A 21,374-nucleotide genomic window follows, 5' to 3' on the forward strand; every position below is an offset into this window, starting at 1 on the left:
GAAACACCTCGATCAGCGAAAATGAAACCAAAGAGACCAGGGGATGGTCTCTTTGGCCGTAAGCGGGGAGGATTAGTTAGATTGCAGGCAGCCGTAAAGCGTTCCGACTTGGTCTTCTTTCTCGTCGTAGATCGCGATGGTGCCTTCGGAGTGGAAGGTGGCGTCTTTCGGAGGGAGACCGGTGATCCGGCCTTTCATGTGGATCGGTTGCTTATTGTGGAAAGTGCCCTCCGGCGTTTCAATGACCCAGTACAAGAACGACTCGGCTTGAACGCCGTCGGCCATCTTTTTCCCGAGCGGGATTTGCGCCGACGCTTTGATTGGCTGGCCTTGGCCGTGGATGCCCCCGCGAACGCGGACTTGCTGGCCTGGCCACAGAACGGAGGAAGTCGCGACGAGATCGACGTTCTCGATCTCCAAGTCTACGCTAACGCCGGACTTCAAGCTGAACTCCGAATCGTTCACCGTGAACTTCGTCGGATTGACTTGCGCGAAGTGAAGCTCTTCGGCGCGGCCGTCAAGCAGTTCGAAATAAGTTTTGCTGTTGGATGACGGCAGCGTCATCTGGATTTTCTTGGACTTAAGCAGGTTCATGGGATACCTCCTTGGATGTTGTTGTCTCCCGGGGACATCTTCAGTATCTCATGACTGAATGGTAGTGACTCTGTGTTAGGTTGACGCGTTATTCGTGTTTTATCGTCTGGGGTCTTCCGGATGCTCACGATTAATGTCCAGCACGATCTGCGCGACAGCATAGTCCCCGGAATGAGAGATGCTAACGTAAATATGGTATTGATACTGCCAATAATGCTCAAGCGCACTGCCATGTAGGATGACGTGCGGCTTCCCGGATTCGAGTCTGACCGTCTCGATGTCCGATAACTTGTAGCCTCCGCTCATTCCAGTCCCTATCGCTTTCAAATACGCTTCCTTGACCGCCCATCTGCCCGCATAATGTACCTCCGGCGACCGATAATTCTCGCAATACGCGATCTCGTTCGACGTAAAAACTTTCTTCAGAAACCGGTCCGCCTGCCGGTCGAGCATGTCCCTGATTTGATGGACCGTCTGAATGTCGATTCCGATACCATAAATCAATTGGAAGCCTCCCATTTCATAACTTCTGCATCTGCAGTCCTCGTCCCAAGTTGTGGGCCTCTTGGGCACCTCTATAGTTGCGGCGATAGATTTCATCGCGTAATCTGATGACCCGACTTCGGTATTCGTCTTCGATCACATGCTTCGCCAGTCGGTACAAGTTTTCTGGCAAGAAGGTGTCCGGAAGCATATATTCAGACAATCCCAGTTCAGCCATTTGTCTGGCGTTGAACTCCCTCTCCGTGTGCGTAGGAACGATCAACGAAGGGACTCCCGCCATAATAGAAGAAAGACAACTGCCGTGCCCGCCATGATGGATGAACAACTGACAGTTGGCTAACCACTCGGCCGAATAGCTGGGGACGACTTGAATACTCGGCGGCAATGATCGTTTGAGGGTGTCATCCATGTCCCCTCCGAACGCCAGCAAGACACGTTCAGCCTTGTCGCGAAAAGCCTCCGCCAGCCACAGGACGAATCTGTCGCCGCTGCCCCCCGAAGTATCCTGTAATCTGCCAGCATATGCGAGGATATAAGGTTCACTCGGTGGATGCGAGGGATTGGATATGACCGTTTCCTCAATCGGACCGATATGGTAGACGCGATCTCCGCAAACCGGATCCAACTCCGGTATGCCGGGAATCAGCGTCACATCTCCTTCGTTCAACTGCTCCATTCTATCAATGCGAGGCAACCCCAGTTCGGTCAGTACCCGGTTGATAATCGGAGTGACTTTGGGTGTGTTTCTCGGCGGATCTCCCCAATAGTGGAGCTGTTTCCCGATCGGAACGAAGCAAGACTGAGTGATGCTGACAACCGGAATGCCGAGATACCTCGCCGCAATCACCGTATGGGGGCTCATATCCGCGTAGACGAGATCCGCTTGAAAGGATTGCAGCATCCCAATTCGATGGTCGATCCAAGAGCGGACGAACTTCTCGTCGAGCAGTCCAATCTGAGCGAAGTAATGGTCCAGGTGGTAAAATTGCGGTCTGCGCGGGACTAATCTGGTTGCGTCGGGCATCGTCGGGTCATCGTCCGGCAGGTGTTCGTAACCGCGGGAACGGACCGTATGGGCAGCATTGTCATCGTAGATGCTGAATGCTACCGTATCGCCCGTCTGACTGAACAGATTGGCGATCGGAAGGGTTCGCAACACCGGCCCCATTCCACCGCTTAGGCCGAAGAAGATTCGTCTCCCCATGATTTACTAACCCCCTTCCCGATTTAATTTAAAAAATGGCGTTGCGCGCTAAGTTCCAACTCTGAAACCGGTGCCCGAGATCATCTATATAAAGATCGCCTTGCGGTTTACCGAATACGATCTCATCGTAAGGAATTCGATATTGTTCCAGCCAATCCAAAGTTGTCTTACCGATGTTGGCAACAGCAATGCCAATATTGCCGCCAGCTGTTCTCATGTTCCTCGCTGTATGAATAATGATCGTATGACCTTCTTCCTTCCATGCCCGCAGCGTTTCCGCCGCACCGGGAAGCGGGAGCACATCCGAATAAGACTGATTCTCTTGTTTAAGTTCACAGATCGTCCCGTCAAGATCGACAACGATTCGCATCGTTATGATGTCCCCCTTCGGTCAGAAAGCGCATCAGCAAGTAATTCTGTACTGAGCGCATAGAAAGCTAGTTGGCGTTGTGGATCCTCTTTGTGCAACGGCAGCATGGATAAGAACAAGAGCGCTTCTATTATTTTGACAGCTCGAAGGTGGCTCCCCAGCATTCTATCCCATTGATTCCGCAGTCCTTTCGAGACAGTTTGAAGATCGATTTTTAACTCGATGTCATACTTGTCCACTCCGAGCCGATAACGGTTTCTCACAATATGCTCATATCCGCTCAAGCTGTGTCTGACTTTCGCCATATCGTATCGCTGGTCGCCGTAGATTCCCTTGCTGCCAAAGCTCCCCCTCGGATCAATCAGTTTCAGTGAGCTCGAATGTTGCGGCAAGTAGAACAGGTTTGAGAAGCATAAATCGCCATGTATGATCGCGTTTATGGGCTCGTTCAGAAGGAAGATTAAATCCGAAGTGCGGTGGTAGAAAGTTCGGATCGGACATAACATGGTCATGCCGTTCAGCTGATAATGTCCGCGTTGGTGCAGGGCTCGTATCCTCTCGTGCTGACTCAGAACAGCGGATATCCGCTGCCTTGTTTTGCGAAAGTACATATTGTAGAGATGCTGTTTCGACAGCGTGCCGGGATAATGGGTGAATCGATCTAAAATCCTGTGAAGTCCGTAGAGTATGTCCGTCCAGTCGATGTCGGGCTGATTTCTGGCCACGAAGCAGTCGCCGACAGTTTGGGACCCGATAAATTCCATGCTAAAGTGGACCTCATCCTGCAGCGAGTATTTTTCGAGGTGTGGCACCGTGTCTGACAGCTCAGCTGGCAACTGCAAGTACCAACGAATCTCATCGGCCAGTTTGTCATCGTTGCTACTCGTCTTGGTCACAAGTGAGCGCTCTGTATCGTGGACGATTCGGTTAAAATATCTTCCGGGGAGCATGTTCATCTGCTGGCTGTCGTTTATCCGCACGATGGCATTCTCCCCTTCTGCCGACGAAAATCGGACGGGTTGATTCCGACCATTTTTTTGAACACTCGCCCGAAATGCGTCAGATCCCCGTAGCCAACCGCATAACAAACATCGGTTACAGGCGTTCCTTCCTGCAGCATTACTTTGGCCTTCTGAATTCGCTTATTCATGACGTATTCTTTAAAACCGATACCGAAATATTCCTTGAACATCCGACTATAATGGCAGCGGCTGACAAAAATACTTGAAGCCACCTGCTCCAGACAGAGTTCGTTCTCGCAAAGATTCTCTTCGATGAATTCGATTGATTTATACAGCAGCGGGGGAATTTCCGATTTCGTTGTGACCGAGGAAGAGGGGTTCGCGAGTAGCCCGACAGCATCCAGAAACGAGTAGAACACGAACAGATCCAGTTTGCTTACTTTTAGCAAAATCATGATCGGATTGTTGAGAGACAGTTGGTCAATTTTCCATGAATCGGGGAGCGCTTCTTCGAAGCTGAGGAATACGACTAATTTGTATCGTTCTTTCCTCAGATGCTTGACCACTGTTGGAAAGTGGGATTCCGACAAAATGATCATGTTGGGAAACATATTCTGAACGCGCAAGAATTCTTCTTCAGTTAATTTGTGACTTATGATCAATAAAACATCCATTGACACCCATCACCTCCATGGACAGTCTTGTCCGGTGAATAAATGGTATCAATTTCCGCCGATGATTAATCTGTATCTGTTGCGTAGGAGTAGGAGTTATTTGATTATTTAGGGAACGTACGTTCCCTAAAATGATGATAGCCCGACATTTTGCTTTAAAAAAACTACGAGGTACCCGCACCCCCTTGATCCAATCGTTTCAAGTGGCTTAATGGTATAAATTCCATAATAGGATTAATATGTATTCTTTTGCGAGGAAGTCGGAGTTAGTTACTCAAAAAACAAACACTTGTTCCCGTTCTTTAAAATATGTTTGATGGAATAAAAGAAGATGCCCCTAAAAATTATAGGGTCATCTTCGTATGGAGTAATGTTTTTATTAGACTGTCTGATATCGGGTCACAGTTCTCAAGGTTTAGGTGAACCTTGTCCATGACCGTAAAGTATGAGCCACATTTTGGCCATTAATCATTTTATAGATATCTTCATTGATAAGCTGGCGGGACGCATTCCATTTTTTACTCAGGTAATAAGCGCTAAGTTCTACGTGTTGCAATTCTGTTAAATAACGTGACCAAATCGGATGTTCCAATAAACCTCTTTGCTTTGATTGAGAGATTGAGATGGGCGGCATCCAAGAATGGCATTCCAACAAATAATAACGCAAGAATTGCCATGCCAGATGTGGATTAGCCGAATTATTCGTTATGCCGACTCCTCCCATATAAATCATATTTGCCTCTTTTCCTCCCGGCATTTTAGGCAAACCAACGATACCATATCGTTCATTCTGTTTCTGCATGGCATCCCAAACAAAACTGAAGTTCATGGCTGACTCATCCTGCCCCGCCTGCGCATGACAAGGCTCCCCCGGCCTGCGAATGACACAGTGTAACCGGAAAGCATCAACGATTTTTTGAAAGGCCTCGATGGTTGCCGGGCTGTCCACTTCGCCTCTTGACGTGGATCCGTCCGGAGAAACAAAGCGCCCCCCGTTTCTCATGACAAAAGGTTCAAACCACTCCACATCGACGCCAAGACTGAATCCGAATTGGCTCGCAATCCCTTGATTGTCGCGAATAGTCAACTTTTTGGCGATTTCGATCATATCATCCCAAGTCCATGATTCGGTGGGGTAAGCTATGCCAGCACTGTCAAACATCTCTTTATTAAAGATAACGAGCGGGGAGGACATTTCAATCGGCAGGCCGGGAAGCATTCCGCCGCTTCTCGCAACACGAAGCAGGCCGGGAAAAATATCTTCTTCTGTATTTTCCGTCTCCGAAACGAAGGGATTCAAATCCATAAAGATTCCGTCCGGATTGTTGATTTGAAACCCGCCCGTTTCAATAATATCAGGCGCTTCTCCGGACTTTAACTCGTTCATAATATCGAAGTAGTCTTCCATCTGTTCAACGACTAACTGCACTCCCGGATTCAATCTTTCGAAGGCCTCTTTTGCAGCTATAACTTTGTTCATGTTATAGGCGATCTGCGTAATAAACCGTATTTTCTTCATCGTTCGCTTCATCCCTTCTTTATTAAAGATTGCGCTTCATCTAAGTAGGCGATAGCCGCAGATTCATAGGATTTTGCCTGACTTAAAATAATCGCGCAGTTTTCCCGCATTTCCTGCGATAGAAACTCGGAATCACGCGCAAACGGCACTTGCAAGCTCAAATAATCAAATTCGTCCGCGACCCGACTATAATTTTCCGAAGCGAGCAGAGTAAGACGCAAAACCTCTTTCTCGAAAGGAATGTTTCTTAAATACCTTGAGGCATACCGCTTGGCATCGGCGTAAACCGCGGACAGATGACTCATGCCATACCTGTTAGGCACGTTTTGGGGATTTCGGAGATGATTGATCCATTGGTCGTATGCAGCAATTCCGGACGCGTACCGCAAGTAACTTGTCCTGGGATGGTAGTCGCAGCCGTGTCTGGCATACTGTACCGCAAATCGAATGATTCGCTCCGCCTGTTTTCGTTCTTCCGAATGTTTCATTTGCCGAGAACTTTCCGCCCTTTTGATCACCCCATCAATTCCTGCCATAAACCGCACCGGATTATGAATAACATCCGAGTATGAAAGAATTTTCCCTTCAGGATAAGCAGACTCGGTCAAGAAAACGACCCTTTCAGCATCATCGTATCCGTAAATAACGGACCACTCGTGCACAAGCGGTTTGGAAACGTTCGTATCGAAGTAGAGGATCGGCACACCGGCATCGATATACTTTCGAATAAAAGGCATTACCGATTCCTCGTTGGACAATACGACAGGAAACCTCTCTACGGCACCAAGAAGCGGCTTTGGCGCATTTGCGAGCTGCCCGCAAAGAATCGTAATCTGATACCCGAGTTCCTCCATAAACCTTTCAAGTTCTTTTCTCCAATCAAAAATGTAGATTCCATCCGAATAGGTCGTATATTCGGAAATCTTAAACCGAAACGCAAAAGTAGATATCCCCATCAATTCCGCCATTGTCCTGGCGTCTCCTATCGAGGCTAAGACCATTCCTACGCTGTCAACTAAAGTATTCTTCGCGACCGATAGAATAGGCGTTTCCGGCATATTCAGACATTTTTTCCCCCTCACTTCGCTCCCTCCCTTCTCGGTTATGAAGCCAAGAGAATCACGGACGGACTCGTTGCGCAGTTTCAGGCGCGAACGATGGATGTAAGTGTATACAGAGCCGGTAGTCATACTGTGATTAGACGCAATCTCCTCTGGATGCAATTGTTCAAATAAATAGGATCTGAATACGTCCCTCTCTTTGGGCGTTAAGTAAAGAAAGTGCGAATCCAACATTTCATAGGTTTCTTTGAGCAACATCCGTTCTACCGGGTCTTTCCTCCGGACCGCTTCATCTAACGATTCGTAGTATTGGCGGTACAATATGCCCTCCGCATACTCGCCATCATGCGAGGACTCGCCGTTCAAAGCAGACGGCATAAAAGAAAACGGCATTTCTTTTCGATGCTGCCCGCCGCGGCGAAGAAACATATTCGCTTGATTACGGACTATGCGATAAAGCCAAGGAAGAAAACTATCAGTATTGGAAAGCGAACGAAAATGCAATAAAGCTCGAATCAAAGCCTCCTGTACGATATCCTCCGCCGTGAAGGGATCGTTGGTCATTTGGTTCGCCCAACCTCGAGCCTTGTTCCGATGCTGCTCGACCAATGCTCCGAACGCTTCAATATCTCCTGATTGAGCCCGTTCAACCAACTCATGGTCGATATCGTCGTACTGTTGTTTACCTGTACGGTTTTTCATCATGACCAATTTCGCCTCCTGCCGCAAGTCCTCCGCGTTACTTGCTTTACTATTACTGATGCCAATAACTTCTCCGTTTTGAACATTGATTAATATCATTCAACAAATTATATTCATTTCCCTTTAGAAGAAAAGCAAAGCACCCAAGAACAAATCGTTCTTGGGTGCGAATATTTCGGATAATTACGTCCAGTAAGTAAATGGACGCAGGATTTTTCCGGTATGATTCTTTTCCAATTCGGTCTTTATTTCAATGTGATCCGGCCATAAACGAGCATCCGTTCTTTTCTTGATTAACATTGTCATGATGTCAGATGGTTGGATGCCCTCATCCGTGACGACCCAGGCATGAATCTTTAAAGAGAAGCCATTGTCCCGTTCGGCAAAAACGACCGCTTCTTTGACGCCAACGCAACCTAAGAGCATATCTTCAATTTCTTGCGGGTAAATATTGACTCCCCCGCGGATCATGAGTTCATCTTTGCGCCCGTGCACATATAGTTTACCATTTCTAAACGAACCCATATCGGAAGTTCTGAGCCAACCGTCGATGATTTTGTTTTTCGTGTTTTCAGGATCTTTGCAATAGCCAGACATCACGTTCGGACCGTGTACCCATATTTCACCTTGTTCGCCTTCGGGCAAATCGCGACTATGGCTATCTACGATTTTTATTGAAACGTCAGGAAGTGGAGTGCCAACACAAAGAGGATCGTTCATATCCGACAAGTCCGTATTGCAACTCACTCTTGGAGAAGCTTCCGTTAGTCCATAAGCGTTCCAAATGCGGGCTAGGGGAAATGTCCTTCGGATAAGTTCCAATTGTCTCGCAGTAAGTCCCTCACCGCTTAATACTATCTTTTTTAAATGAGGAAACGAGCGGTTTGTCGCCACCCTCGCAATGTAGCTGCAGACCGTCGGGGTTGCGCAAAATACGCTGATTTTATACTTATTCAACAAACTTAAGGAATGAAGGGGGGAAACTTCGGAAGGTTTGATATATACGCTGCATCCGCTAATTAAGCAAGGGAGCAGTTCACCGGTAATTGCCGAAGCATGAGTAAACGGCCGAATAATAAGCATGCGGTCCCGTGGAGAAAGGTCAAAATAGGAAAGAATACTATGGACGTTAGACCATATATTCTCGGAACTTAACATCACTCCTTTAGGGTTTCCGGTCGTCCCGGAAGTGTATAATAAAAATGCTATGTTTTCCAATTCGGCTCTGCTTTTCGGTGAAAGGATCGCTTGGGTTTCTAACATCCTGCCATCATGCGAAACACGATTCTCGTCTATAATCAACTCGGGCGTTAATTCTGCACAAAGCTTTGCTAACTGTTGGGGGGAACGATGGGAATCAATTGGAATCACCGTCACGTTCAGACTAAGCGCTGCAAGCGCTGCAGGAACCCATTTCCACCCGAGTGCGGCATCGATAAAGACGAGTTGCCCTGTTGCCCCCCCGAAGCCCATGCCTCGTATGACTTTCTTATTTTGTTCGACGACTTCCAATAATGACGCATAACGCAAGTCGGTGCCGGGCATGATCACCGATATCCCTTGATGACGGGATAGTCCTGCCATAAAACCTTCCAATCCCGTACCCCCTATTTCGTATTTAGAGGAGCCAGATCAGGCAAAATGAACTTCCCGTCTTTCCGAATTAATACATCATCGAAATAAAGTTCCCCTCCTCCGAATTCGGAAGACTGATGCAAAACAAAATCCCAATGGATAGCGGATTCGTTTCCGTTATAGGCCATTCCGTAAGCTTGGCCTAGCGCGATATGAATGCTACCCGACATCTTTTCATCGAAAAGCAACTGATTCATGGGACGCAAAATATACGGGTTCAAGCCGATGCCGAATTCGCCGGCTCTCGATGCTCCCTCGTCGGTCGAAATGATTTTTTTAAATTGCTCCTTCTTGTCGCATTGAAATCGAGTAACGATTCCGTGAGAGAACTCTAGACAAACGTCGTTGAATTGCATACCCATAAACGATGTCGGCACATTGAAACGAATACGTCCCTCGACCGAATCTACTATAGGCGCGGTAAACAATTCACCGTCTGGAAGGTTATACTTCCCATCGCAGAAATAATTCGCTATATTTTTTACGCTAAAGCTCAGATCCGTTCCCGGCGAGACGATTCGGACGCGATCTGTCTGGCCCAACCTCTCTTGGAGCGGCTTTGTCTTCAATGCCAGCTTTCGATAGTCTAGATTACATGACCGATAAAAAATCGTCGAGTATTTTTCGAGGCTCATTTGGGCGATTTGGGCCAGCCCGTTACCGGGCGACTTTAATATTAGCCATTTGTTAAGTTCGGCCATCCGGTGCTGAAGCGGCAGTAAAAAATGCTTTCTATACCTTTCATAGAATACCCCTGGAATATCCGAAAATTCGAACAAATTATTTTCCGATCGGATCCCGATATACGCATCCACATCAAGATAAAAAGCCGACTCTATATCGTACCAATGTTTCCATTGGTTCTCGTCGTTGTTCTCGATCAGCAATTTCAAATGATCGATCGATAGTTGTCTGATGTAGGGACTTGTTCCGGCTAATAGCAATTGACTGAACAACTGCTTGACGAACGGCCCGGATTCCCCGACGACGTCAATGAATACTTTATCGTTCCTTTTTAATGCCAACGAATGGCCGATAATAGTGCCCGCTAAGTTTTTCATGTTCGATTCCGGCATATTCTGACACCTCCTTTGCCGCCATTATGATCAAGAAATATCATGCTAAAGCGAGTGACGACTATATTCCCTACCGTCCCGGTGCCCATAAAAGTCCATTCCTCGTTGCCATGGTCAAAAGCGGAAATTTCATAAATCACGATATTCCCCGGACGAACCGGATGAAGGAAACGGGCTTGCGATCGGATCTGATAAATTTCGGTGCTCGGATCGGCGGAACTCTCGGTTTTCCATATGAATATGGATTGTTTTATTCCTTCCAACAGAAGCATCCCCGGATAAACGCTATAGGAAAGAAAGTGGCCTTGCAAAAAAACATCGCTATAAGAAATATTTTTTTGGGTTACAATGCCGTTGTCGTTCACTTCCAACACGTCGTCGATAAAAATCCATGGTTTGCTAAAGTTGAATTTTTTTTCGTTTATGGCCATTGGAACGACCTTCTGACGGCAAGTCCCAGTTCCGAACGCAGAACCAGTAAACCATCAACTCTTACTTCTCCAAGCACATAGGATTGCTTAACCGAAATTCGCTGCGCTTTAATGAAGTAATCGAATCTACGATGGCGGGAAACAGGACAATAAAATTGAGAATGAATACTGCCTAATACGGGATACTCGTCGGTTCCGAGAGGCTCTATTTCCAACTGAACGAACATCACGGCCGTTTGCGCTAATCCTTCGACGAGAAGGTGTTCGCTTATTGATTCGTCATCTCCATACCAGGAATCGGAAGGCGAAGGTTCCCATGATGCCGATAAACTGCTTCCTTTTTCGTACGAATGAACGGCATCGACTAATCTAAGTGGCTTCTGATGAGGCAACATTTCCAATATGTGTCGATAGGAAGACGGACTATACATTGTACCTCCTTATTTCCGAGCAATGATGACCATACGGCTGCTCTCGGATGTCCACTCGCGGCAATCCAGACCTCCATAAATTCCTTCTACTTTAAATCCCGCTTGAAGCAAGATGCCGACCATTTCGTCTGGGGAATACAGCCGAAGTACGAATGATGCCGTTTGCTGCTTCTCGCCGCTGCACCAGCTAAAATACTCTTTCCATAACCCTGTTTCTTCGGAAAACTCGCGTCGCGACGTCATCGATATCCCGTAAAACTCTTCCTTGATCTCGGATTGAAACCGTTGCGTTTTTTTGTCTCTATTTTCGGTATCGATAATGAATTTACCGCCGGGATAAAGCGCCATGCCTACATGTTCCAGCGCTTGCCTATCTCGCTGCTCGTCTCCTCCGTATCCAAAGGCCGTGCCGATATTGATCACGGCATGAAATCGCTCGTCATAGTGCAGATGCCTTATGTCTCCCCGTTTAAACTCCACTTCGACATTTTCGCGCTTTGCCCGTTCGCGGGCTTCATTCAACAATACCTCCGACTGATCGTAACCGACTATCGAATACCCTTTTTGCGCTAACGGTACCGCTATTCTTCCTTGCCCGCATCCCAGATCCAATATTCGAATGCCAGTAGATGAGCCTAAAATTCTCGTTAAATTTTCCACTTCGTTTTTCGTTCGTTCCGTATTTAATATTAGTTCGGAAAATCGTATATAATCTTCACCGAAAAAATGCTGCCACTGCTCGACAGATTCACTCATTTGAACACCTCACCCCGTCAGCGGATATCCCGAAAAGTTCTTTGTACATTGGATTGTTCGACATTAATTCGGCATGGGTGCCGAGACTGACAATTTTGTCTTTTTCGATGACACAAATCGAGTCCGCATCATGAACGACATCTAATCTATGCGAAATAACGATTAGGGATCGACCTTTATTCCTTGTCCATTCTTTGATGGATTGGATAACTTTCCACTCCATCCGAACGTCCAACGCGGAGGTCGCTTCATCGAAAATATATACGGGCCGTTCTTGAAGAAGAGCACGCGCGATTGCCAACCGTTGCTTTTGCCCCGCCGATAACGAATTTCCTTTTTCGGAGATCATCGTTTCGTATCCGTCCGGCAATTCTCGAATCATTTCATCCGCTTGAGCGGCTTTAACCGCCGATGCGAGCTCTTTTTCCGAGAAAGAGCGGTTCAACGTTAAATTACTACTAATCGTGCCGGTAAAAAAGTAAGGCGTCTGGGAGACATACATGACGGATCTGCGAAACCTTTCCGGGTCCTTGGCCGCCGATAGACCATTGACGACGATCTCTCCTTGACCCGTAAAAAGAAGGCCCGATGCTACCTTCGCGATCGTTGATTTCCCTGTACCGCTAAGACCGACCAACGCCATAAAAGCCCCCGGCGCAACATTCAAATTCAAGTTCGTGAATATGGCCTTCCCCGGGTAAGCAAAAGCCGCGTGGCGGAATGAAAGCCCGCAAGCCATTTGGAGATTAGCGACGGGTTCCGCGCCCGCGGCCGGTTCCTTCCTTTCCAACAAAACGGAATAGACCCTCTTGGCCGATCCGAGCTGCTCTTGAACGCCCCCCCACAATTGAGTCAAATAAATCAATGGTTCGCTTATCCGCCAAATCAGAATGGAAAAGGCAAGCGCCGTTCCTGCCTGTACTTCCCCGATTATCGCTAACCGGGCAACCGCCAGTACGGACCCCCACGTGACAAGCAAGATCATCGACGAGGAGACGAAAAGAACCGCTTGTTCCCAGAACATCTTGCGAATATAGAGGCGATTCAGCTTTTTTCTTTCCTCGAAAATGCGATCACGCATCCAACGCCCCGCATTAAACGATCTAACGGTTTCCATCCCTTGCAGGACATCCTGCTGGATCATTCTGAACTTCGCCTCTTGGTCGGCGACTTCAACGCCGATTTGCTTCAACCGTTTATTTAGCGCTTGCGTACCCAAGACGATCAAGGGAACTACGAACAAGATGACGACGGCGACCTTCCATTCGTGCCAAAGTATCAGCGCGGTCGCCGCTAGAAACATAATGATTTCATTCCCCATGACATCTATGATTTGAAACAATATTTGAGCCGTCTTGCGAGTATCATGGGTAATCTTTTGGGAGAGATCGGCCGAATGCTCGTTTAGGGATTTTTCAAACGGGAGACGTTGCGTTTCGTCCGCAAGCTCCAACGAAAAATCCCTCTGCAACTTGCCCATTGCGTCGAATTTCAAGTACTCCCCCAGCAACTGCAACCCGACCAGAACGAATATAACGATACTAGAGCCTATAATCAGCGCGCGAATATCCGCGTACGACTCCGATTCAAGGAAATTGAAATACCGCTCGTTCAAAATCGGAAAATAAAGCACGATGGCCGTTTGAATTAATCCAAGAAGCAACGCCAGTAAGTACGCGGCACGATAAGGAGCCATTTTCCCCCATAACAACGACAGGACATCAGCGAGCCTAGGATGATCCCGATTCGGTATGTTCGTATTCATTCGTCACCCCTCCCGTGATAACTAAAGACGCGTATTTTCCTTTCGAACGAATCAACTCTGCGTGAGTGCCCGATTCTTGGATTCCCCCCTCTTCCAAGTACAAAATGCAGTGAGCTTCCCGTATCGTCGACAATCGATGCGCCGCGACCAAAACCGTTCTATCGCGCATGAAGCGAGTCAGCGAATCTTGAATCAATCGCTCGTTCCGTGCGTCAAGCGCTGACGTCGGCTCATCCAGCAACAAAATTTCGGGTTTGCGAACGTAGGCTCTCGCGATTGCCAAGCGTTGTCTTTCGCCGCCCGATAATGAATGCCCGCCTTCCCCAAGCCTCGCAGCATAGCCTCCGGGTAAATTCCTGATGAATTCGTCAGCATTGGCGAACTTGGCTGCTTCTATGATTTCTTGATCCGTAGCTTCTAAATTTCCGATGCGTATATTGTCCGATACGGAAGCGTCGAAGATCATCGGATCCTGAGGCACATAAGCGACACGTCCTCGCCAGGCGGTCAATCCGTCCGTATCAAGCGGTGTTTCTCCGTAGTGGATTGCTCCTTCATTCGGATGATGAATGGCGAGAACCAATTTTAAAACCGTGCTTTTCCCGCTGCCGCTCGGACCTACTAGCGCAGTTACGCACCCGTGACGAAAAGTCGCACTGAAATTTTCCAAAACCGGGCGGTCGGGGGAATAATAAAAACTTACCCGTTGCATTCGAATATCACCGGAAATCGGCAATTCGCCATTCCCCTCAACAACGGGCTTGTTTTCCGTCGGATCCGCCATCTCGAATACGCGTAAGCTATGCGACAACGCGCTTTGAATCGTCGCCCAAAAGTTCGAGATTTGCGCCAAAGGGAAAATAATTCTGTCGCTGGACAACATCAATGCGGCAACAACGCCAATGCTCAACTTGCCGTCGCTTACCAGCCAGGCACCCATACCGAAGAAATACATATTCCCGATCCATAAACTCAAAAAGACGGACAACCCGGACGTCCACGACCATAAATGGGTTTTCAATCCATGCTTTCGGGTATTCTCGACCAATTCTCTCCATGCGGCATTAAAACTTGTCCTTAGTCCGAAAATCTTAACGATTTCTGTTCCTTGTAATTGTTCTTGAAGCTTGCTGTCCTGTTCCGATTGCGATTCGTTTGTTTTGTTTTGCCACTTGCGGATTGGTCCGCTCATGCCTTTACCGATTATGGATACCATTGCGGCAACTATTATTGCGCCGGCTACGAGCTGCCAAGACTCGAAAGAGAAATAAGCGAGAAGAAATAGTATCGTTAAAGATTGTTCGATAAGTCGGGGAATGCTTTGGTTGATCTCGTTTTGCGCCGACACGGCCGAATCATTGATTCTTTGCAGCTTATCGCCCGTATGCCATTGAGCGAATTTAACGAGCCTCATTATCAGTAACCGTTCCCACACCTCGCGCTGCAATTCGGAAATGGACTTGTTCGATAGCCGTTGCGTCAACCATGCTTTTAGGAATGCAAGAACGGTTTCGACGACGAACACGGCGCCTAGCCACAGTCCGGCAACCCAAAGTTGCGATGGTTCGTCGGCGTCGATCATATTCAAAAGACGTTTTATCGCTTCGGCCCATCCCACCGGAACAAGGGAAGCAATAAGAACGATAACGCTCATCGCGGCGTAGTACGTCCAGAACGGGCGCGCCAACCTGTAGCATTTTCGTATGAGAAGGCCCGTTTTTTCCAGACTGACGATCGCTGCATTCGACTGATCCATATTTCATCTCCAATAATTCAAACTATAGGTGTTCGCCTTATTCGCAGTGTCTTTCCCGGACCGGCAATAGAAGTTCCATCTGTACTTTCCCGGAACGGTCCGCCTCCGTAAAAGCATGTTTTTCGATGCCGAAAGCAGCCGCTATTTCGTAATCGGAGTTTAGAATCCAACTATATAAAAAATCATAAACGGAATCCGTGTTTTGGCTCTCTCCCGCATAAGAGACAGCGGCATATGATCCGCCCGGTATCGTAAAAGTCTCCATTCCGGGAGGCACATCATCCGAAGAATGCACCTCCACGCCTGCGATCCATTTAAAAGTATCTGTGATAGGATCGTAGTTGGGTGGATCAATGAAAATCCCATAAATCCATTCCGGATGGATCCGATGCTTAATTTCTCCGATCCGCCTCTCGAATCTAAAGTGAAGCATAGACACTTTAGAAACTTTACCTCCGGTTTGCTGTCCCAATATCAAATTTGAAGACATCCCTATAATTTTTTTTTCGTTTATCCGAACGATGCTTGCTTCCATCTCGACTACTCCTTCGGCCGCTCATTTTGCCCGTCGCGAATAACGTCATAAATTTTCGTTATCGTTGTGAAATTTTCCATTAGAAGCTTTTCGTCGTCGATCACTATGTCAAAGGCGATTTCCAAATTAACGACTAATTGAATAAAGCTATACGATGTCAGCCCGCGAATGGTAAGATCCTCATCGTCGGCCAAGTCGTCTTCGACTTGTAAAATTTCTTTGGCTTTTGTCGATATAATTGCAACCGTATCCGAATTCATGTCCATTTCCGTTATTTCCCCTTCGATACGATGGTTAAAAGCGCCTTTTTGTCTGTTTTTCCGTTCGCTGTAATAGGAATGTCGGCTAATATAACGATGGATGAAGGAATCATATAATCCGGCAATTTGCTTTTCAAAAAACCAAAAATATCGTTTAGCGTTTCTTGCTCCTCTCTGGCGGGATAATCGGGCACAATAAACGCGATCAACCGTTCGGAAAAACAAATAACGGTAGCCGCTGATACAAGGTTGCTCTCAATCAGCACATTTTCCACTTCTCTTAACTCGACCCGGTGTCCCCTGATTTTCACTTGTTCGTCCGTTCGGCCGAGCACTTCGAAAGAACCGTCTTTGCGTTTCTTTGCCAAATCGCCAGTTTTAAAATACCGCCGTTCATGCGACTCGATAAACGAATTCTTCGTCAATTCGGGGTCGTTCCAGTATCCGCGTGCCAATCCGATTCCGGAAAGGTGCAATTCCCCCACCTCTTCCTCCAGTAAATTTCCGGCGGGATCCATCACGCACATTGACGTATTCGCAATAGGTACGCCGATCGTAACGCAAGCGGCATCCGTAACGTCGGCGATCGCCGTCCATACCGTCGCTTCGGTCGGCCCGTATAAGTTGTAGATACGCGCCTCCGTACTGCTCTTTATCCGCTGCAATAACGAGAGGCGGAGCGGTTCTCCGCCGATAAGTATGTCCGTTAGCCTATTCAAGCATTGGGAACTATTACGATCATTAAGAAACCAAACCCATCTGGACGGCGTCATTTGAACCATATCTATTCCATCATTAACAATAAGATCGCGAATGCCTCTGGGAGATTGCGATTGTTTGTCATTGGCGATGACGATTTCCATGCCATGAGATAAAGGAACGATCGTTTCCATGAGGTAAATGTCGAAGGTGGGAGGAGATACTACGAGGATTTTTTTCCCTGGGTGCAAATCCAACTTTTCTGCCATGGCACGAATGAGGTTGCCGACGGATCGGTGTTCGATCATAACGCCCTTGGGTTTTCCGGTCGATCCCGAAGTGTAAATGATGTAGGCCAAGTTATGCGGGGTACTTTGAACATGAACCTGACTTTCATGTAGTTCCAAAGATTCGACGGTCGCATGTTTGCCGCGAATCAAAAACTTCGCATTCGCATCCTTTAGAATCGATTGTACTCTTTCGGGCGGATTCCTAAGATCTATCGGAACGTATATGCCCCCTAGCGTTAGAACGGCTAAAATACTTACGAGCAGATCAAGCGATTGTTCGAGCAAAATCGCAACGATGTCCTGATTTTGGACGCCTAGCATTCGTAATTTATCCGCTAACCGTTCCACCCGGTCCATCAACTCCGAATAAGTCAACGAGCGGCTTTCAAATGTGACGGCCGGCTTGTCCGGCATTTTCTTCGCCGTTTCTCCGATAAACGCCGTAATATTCTTATCTTCTATCTCCATGTACGATCCTCTCCAACTCATCGGCCGCGGCATCTTCGAGGCGGGCAGCTTCCAACACTCTCCAAGATAGTTTTTTGACGGCCGGTTGCGGGTCTTTCAGAAAGCTCGCCTTGACGAAAGCATTTTTTATTACATCCCATTGCTCGGCCGAGCTTAAGATTAACCTGGACATCTCCGCAAGTTCTGGTATCCGGTGTTGTTCCGCGAGCCATGCTAGATAGATGGAAAACCTCAGTCTGTTGTTATGGATCATTCTGAGTTGGATAAACAGTTCGTGCAATTCGAAATTCGGAAACAAAGAAAACTCGCATGCGATATCATTCGAATGTTCGAGTTCGTGGGCAAACGCCCGCATGGATACGATGGAATCGGTTGACCGGATATTTGCCAAGCACACGGACAGGACATCGAGCCAATCCATCTCTCCCGGGCCTCTTTTCGAGAACTTTATCACGTCGATGCAAGCTTGATGTTCCAGTTCGACGGGGTTCACGAATTGAACGTCTACGGGAAACATAGGATCGACGATGATTAGCAGTCCGTCGGGAGTTAATCCGCTGACAAGGACAAAGTGCTCGATTTCTCTTTTTTGATACATAGGGTGCCATGGGCACCAAAAACCGTCGAATGTGATGCCCAGAGGAGTGCCCGAACTCGTATACTCCTCGCTCAAAGCAACAACATGCGAGGTAGAACGAGTCCTTTCCGCCTGTATTCCTAGCCCAAGATAGCTTTCCAAGTGATGGAAAAACGGAAGCGGATGTATTCGATATCCGAGCGAGACGTAAGACTCTTGCATCATATGGCTGGTATGGAAACTGAATTGCGATCGTTCTATGTCTTTACGCAATTCGTATTGCGTTTGATTAAAGTTATGGTGAAATCCCCACGACCCGGAATAAAGATATTTGTGATCGATCTCCCAGAATTCGCATACCGTTGCGATCAAATTCTCGTAACAGTTCAATAATGGGTCGAATACAGGCGCAATCTTCAGCATTTACGCACCCCTCGCTCGGCCATGTCATGACTAGATTACTCCGCCGTCGACCACCAGGATTTGACCGGTAATATACGACGCTGCATCGGATAGCAGGAACATAATAGCCGAGGCCACTTCGTCCGGCTCTCCGAATCTTCTTACGGTAATGAGATTCTCGATTTCATGCCGGTGTTTTTCCGGCAGTAAGTCTTGCATAGAGGTTTCGATAAAGCCGGGAGCCACAGCGTTTACCCGTACCTCCAACCCCGCCATGTCCTTGGAAAGCGCCTTAGTGAATCCGATTAATCCGGCCTTGGACGAACAATAATTAATTTGGCCCGCGGACCCGACGATCCCCGCAGTCGACGTGACCGTAACGATGCTCCCCTTACAAGAGAGAATGGGCCGAATTAACGCTTTGGATAACCGAAAGACTGAATGAAGGTTGACGTCCATTAAATAATTCCACTTGTCCTCGTCCATTGCGTGAAACGGTGCATGACTGATTACTCCCGCGCAATGCACCAAATAATCCAGCCGTCTTTCACCTTTAGGGCAAACCGCTCTAGCCAGATCGTCAATGTCATTTTTTGAAGCATTGTCGCATCGAATCGCCCTTACTCTTTCGCATGATTCGTTGCATTCGTTCATGAGTTGATATGCTCCGTCTTCATCCCGGCAATAAGTAAAATAAACGAAGGCGCCCGCTTTAACGAGTTTTTTTACGACTGCTCTCCCGATGCCGTTAGAACCGCCCGTGACCAGCGCTTTTCGGTTGGAATAGTTCCATGTCGTTGAACTCATTCAGAGCCCCCTTGAAAATACGATGAACGATGAACGTATTCCGCGTATCGATTGCAGGTCTTAACGCGTTCTACCGTCCGTTCGTGAACTTCCTCGAATGGCGTCAGAAAGCCCGACTGCGAAGACGCGAATGGATCGTTCTCGTTGCGAATCCCTTTCCAACCTTCTATATACCCGCAATGATGCCAACCTACCACGAAAGGAAGTTTCATGATGGAGGAAAGATATTTGCCGTACTCTTGGCCTACGGCTTCTTGAGATTCCACGATAACGCCCCTGGCGAATATTTGATTTTCTTGAATACATGCGAAAGCGGAATCCCCCATCAAAATCGGTTTGCCCGTGCGGTGATGGATATCGTTTAAAGCATTCTCTTGAACGCCAAAATAATCGACCCACTCGATGAAAACTAGGTCTACGTATTTTTTTAAGATGTCGAGCAAATAGTCAGGCAAATCCTCCCAACTCGCGTTCAATTTATCTCCTAGAATCAAATGATTCGGATCGTGCTTTTTTATCAATGTATAATATTGCGAATAATATCGCTCTGCAATAGTTGCTAACATGTATCTATTATCGCTGGTCGGGTAGTGCTCGAACGAATAGTTGGACCAGTCCGTAACGGATCCCAATTCCGCCCAACTTCCTGTCTTTAATCCATAGACGGAATTTACGACTTCTATCGATCGGTAACTTTGCCTCAGCAAATTGATCCACTGATTTTTCCCTGGAGAATCAACGGGTAATTGTTGATAACGTTCGACTAAGGGATGGAACGTTCTCTTTCGGCTACAATCCGCGCGCAAGCGATCGTTCAGCATTTTTGCAAACAACCGGCTTTCCCTTTTTGTCATTCGCTGCGGGTCCGGCATATTTCGGTTTTTGGACATTTCGTATGTAAATCCGGAAATATCGTGAAAAGCATACCCTAGCAAATTGGATGCTAGCTTATGCTCGTCGCAAACGGACTTGACGAGCTTATCGAGCGAATCGCTGAATTCTTTAGAAAACACGTCGGGAAACGTACGGTAATCCTCCAACGAATTGTCGCGGATAGGAACAATATAGGATAAGTCCGTTTCCTTCAAATACGCGCGAGGAACGGATGTATGATAACCCAACGTATTAAAATGCCACTCTTTCATGTCCGCTTGTACCTTGGACCACCATTTTTTTGCCGCCTCTCCTTCCGGGTTAAACGCCAAATTATCGAATACCATGTCATTCCCGTATTTGGCGATTGTTCTGTTAATGTTATAAGGGGCGAGCAAGAAGTTCGGATCGACATGATTGATTCCAATACTGACGAAAAGCTTCCTATCGCCGAAAACGAACCACCATACGCCTTCCACGCATTGAAGGCGTATGGCGGGAAACTCGGCTTCCGTCATACCTCGGTCCTCCCGTTCGCAACGAAACCGATTACGGTTTTAACCGTAATCTCCGCGGATATATCCAACATTTCATCAGGAACCGTCATTTGAAAAGTCTCCTCCAACCATACGATCAAGTCCATATACCGCAGAGAATCGATTCCGAGTTCGTATAGGGTCTTGTCGTACGTAATGCTGTGAATAGGAAAAATTCCGCATCCCTGATCGCTTAGATACTCAAGTATCGCGTTTTCCACTTCAACACCTCATCTGCCCGTTTTGGCAACAATCCTGCTAATGTAATCGAAGGCATCCTTGAGCGTTGAGAAGTTATCCAAATTTAGGCTGTCGTCCAAAATATCAATGTTTAACGCGATCTCCAACTCAACCAGTATCTCGATCACATTGGTGGAGTCCATATCCAGTTCTTGAAAACGGGTTTCTAATGTCGCTTCTTTATCCCCGCATATTTTCTGAACCGTATCTATCATCATTTTTTCCGTAAGCATCGTTGAATTGGCCT

General features: G+C 47.3%; 22 protein-coding genes and 1 pseudogene. All 23 read right to left on the reverse strand.

All coding sequences use genetic code 11. The features are described from left to right. Positions 1-72: 72 nt before the first annotated feature. Positions 73-594: a hypothetical protein gene (locus ACFPOF_RS31690; RefSeq protein WP_378139869.1), complete on the reverse strand. Its 522-nt coding sequence runs from the start codon at positions 592-594 to the stop codon at positions 73-75. A 99-nt stretch (positions 595-693) separates the two neighbouring features. Beyond that, the gene (acpS, locus tag ACFPOF_RS31695; RefSeq protein ID WP_378139871.1) at positions 694-1,098 is read right to left on the reverse strand and encodes a holo-ACP synthase; all 405 of its coding nucleotides are present in this window, start codon (positions 1,096-1,098) and stop codon (positions 694-696) included. A gap of 16 nt (positions 1,099-1,114) precedes the next feature. Then, entirely contained in the window at positions 1,115-2,302 is a 1,188-nt protein-coding gene (locus ACFPOF_RS31700; RefSeq protein ID WP_378139873.1) for a glycosyltransferase, read from the reverse strand. A gap of 28 nt (positions 2,303-2,330) precedes the next feature. After that, positions 2,331-2,672 carry an HAD hydrolase family protein gene (locus ACFPOF_RS31705; protein WP_378139875.1) on the reverse strand — a complete coding sequence of 114 codons (342 nt, stop codon included), beginning with the start codon at positions 2,670-2,672 and terminating at the stop codon, positions 2,331-2,333. 2 nt (positions 2,673-2,674) lie between these two features. Continuing rightward, complete coding sequence (locus ACFPOF_RS31710; RefSeq protein ID WP_378139877.1) at positions 2,675-3,652, reverse strand: hypothetical protein; 978 nt, start codon at positions 3,650-3,652, stop codon at positions 2,675-2,677. After that, the gene (locus tag ACFPOF_RS31715; RefSeq protein WP_378139879.1) at positions 3,643-4,308 is read right to left on the reverse strand and encodes a helix-turn-helix transcriptional regulator; all 666 of its coding nucleotides are present in this window, start codon (positions 4,306-4,308) and stop codon (positions 3,643-3,645) included. Before ACFPOF_RS31715 ends, ACFPOF_RS31710 begins: the two co-directional genes overlap by 10 nt. Before the next feature lie 415 nt (positions 4,309-4,723). Continuing rightward, the gene (locus ACFPOF_RS31720; protein WP_378139881.1) at positions 4,724-5,827 is read right to left on the reverse strand and encodes an ABC transporter substrate-binding protein; all 1,104 of its coding nucleotides are present in this window, start codon (positions 5,825-5,827) and stop codon (positions 4,724-4,726) included. A gap of 8 nt (positions 5,828-5,835) precedes the next feature. Beyond that, entirely contained in the window at positions 5,836-7,593 is a 1,758-nt protein-coding gene (locus ACFPOF_RS31725) for an RNA polymerase sigma factor (RefSeq protein WP_378139883.1), read from the reverse strand. Positions 7,594-7,773: 180 nt separating this feature from the next. Continuing rightward, a complete protein-coding gene (locus ACFPOF_RS31730) occupies positions 7,774-9,186 on the reverse strand; it encodes a class I adenylate-forming enzyme family protein (protein ID WP_378139885.1) in 1,413 nt (470 codons plus the stop codon). 11 nt (positions 9,187-9,197) lie between these two features. Beyond that, complete coding sequence (locus tag ACFPOF_RS31735; RefSeq protein WP_378139887.1) at positions 9,198-10,301, reverse strand: aminopeptidase; 1,104 nt, start codon at positions 10,299-10,301, stop codon at positions 9,198-9,200. Then, positions 10,283-10,732, reverse strand: a complete 450-nt coding sequence (locus ACFPOF_RS31740; RefSeq protein WP_378139889.1) for a 3-hydroxyacyl-ACP dehydratase FabZ family protein — start codon at positions 10,730-10,732, stop codon at positions 10,283-10,285. The genes ACFPOF_RS31735 and ACFPOF_RS31740 overlap by 19 nt, the downstream gene beginning before the upstream one ends. Before the next feature lie 440 nt (positions 10,733-11,172). Then, on the reverse strand, positions 11,173-11,919 hold the full coding sequence (locus ACFPOF_RS31745) for a class I SAM-dependent methyltransferase (protein ID WP_378139891.1): 747 nt from the start codon (positions 11,917-11,919) through the stop codon (positions 11,173-11,175). Continuing rightward, complete coding sequence (locus tag ACFPOF_RS31750) at positions 11,912-13,684, reverse strand: ABC transporter ATP-binding protein (protein WP_378139893.1); 1,773 nt, start codon at positions 13,682-13,684, stop codon at positions 11,912-11,914. The genes ACFPOF_RS31745 and ACFPOF_RS31750 overlap by 8 nt, the downstream gene beginning before the upstream one ends. Further along, the gene (locus tag ACFPOF_RS31755; RefSeq protein ID WP_378139895.1) at positions 13,650-15,440 is read right to left on the reverse strand and encodes an ABC transporter ATP-binding protein; all 1,791 of its coding nucleotides are present in this window, start codon (positions 15,438-15,440) and stop codon (positions 13,650-13,652) included. Before ACFPOF_RS31755 ends, ACFPOF_RS31750 begins: the two co-directional genes overlap by 35 nt. 37 nt (positions 15,441-15,477) lie before the next feature. Further along, positions 15,478-15,975: a GyrI-like domain-containing protein gene (locus ACFPOF_RS31760; RefSeq protein ID WP_378139897.1), complete on the reverse strand. Its 498-nt coding sequence runs from the start codon at positions 15,973-15,975 to the stop codon at positions 15,478-15,480. Between the two features lie 5 nt (positions 15,976-15,980). Next, entirely contained in the window at positions 15,981-16,241 is a 261-nt protein-coding gene (locus ACFPOF_RS31765; protein ID WP_378139899.1) for a phosphopantetheine-binding protein, read from the reverse strand. A gap of 5 nt (positions 16,242-16,246) precedes the next feature. Then, a complete protein-coding gene (locus ACFPOF_RS33585; RefSeq protein ID WP_465251479.1) occupies positions 16,247-16,546 on the reverse strand; it encodes an AMP-binding enzyme in 300 nt (99 codons plus the stop codon). Then, positions 16,523-17,725: pseudogene (locus ACFPOF_RS31770) on the reverse strand (amino acid adenylation domain-containing protein); the annotation flags it as partial. The gene ACFPOF_RS33585 and the pseudogene ACFPOF_RS31770, both read right to left, overlap by 24 nt. After that, the gene (locus tag ACFPOF_RS31775; protein WP_378139903.1) at positions 17,676-18,692 is read right to left on the reverse strand and encodes a hypothetical protein; all 1,017 of its coding nucleotides are present in this window, start codon (positions 18,690-18,692) and stop codon (positions 17,676-17,678) included. The gene ACFPOF_RS31775 and the pseudogene ACFPOF_RS31770, both read right to left, overlap by 50 nt. A gap of 30 nt (positions 18,693-18,722) precedes the next feature. Next, positions 18,723-19,478, reverse strand: a complete 756-nt coding sequence (locus tag ACFPOF_RS31780) for an SDR family NAD(P)-dependent oxidoreductase (protein ID WP_378139905.1) — start codon at positions 19,476-19,478, stop codon at positions 18,723-18,725. Beyond that, positions 19,475-20,869, reverse strand: a complete 1,395-nt coding sequence (locus ACFPOF_RS31785; RefSeq protein ID WP_378139907.1) for a hypothetical protein — start codon at positions 20,867-20,869, stop codon at positions 19,475-19,477. The genes ACFPOF_RS31780 and ACFPOF_RS31785 overlap by 4 nt, the downstream gene beginning before the upstream one ends. Further along, positions 20,866-21,108 (reverse strand): phosphopantetheine-binding protein, encoded by a 243-nt coding sequence (locus ACFPOF_RS31790; protein WP_378139909.1) that lies wholly within the window; start codon positions 21,106-21,108, stop codon positions 20,866-20,868. Before ACFPOF_RS31790 ends, ACFPOF_RS31785 begins: the two co-directional genes overlap by 4 nt. 9 nt (positions 21,109-21,117) lie before the next feature. Next, entirely contained in the window at positions 21,118-21,360 is a 243-nt protein-coding gene (locus tag ACFPOF_RS31795) for a phosphopantetheine-binding protein (protein WP_378139911.1), read from the reverse strand. Positions 21,361-21,374: the final 14 nt, after the last annotated feature.

It is taken from the genome of Cohnella soli, assembly GCF_042655525.1.
Lineage (GTDB): Bacteria > Bacillota > Bacilli > Paenibacillales > Paenibacillaceae > Cohnella > Cohnella soli.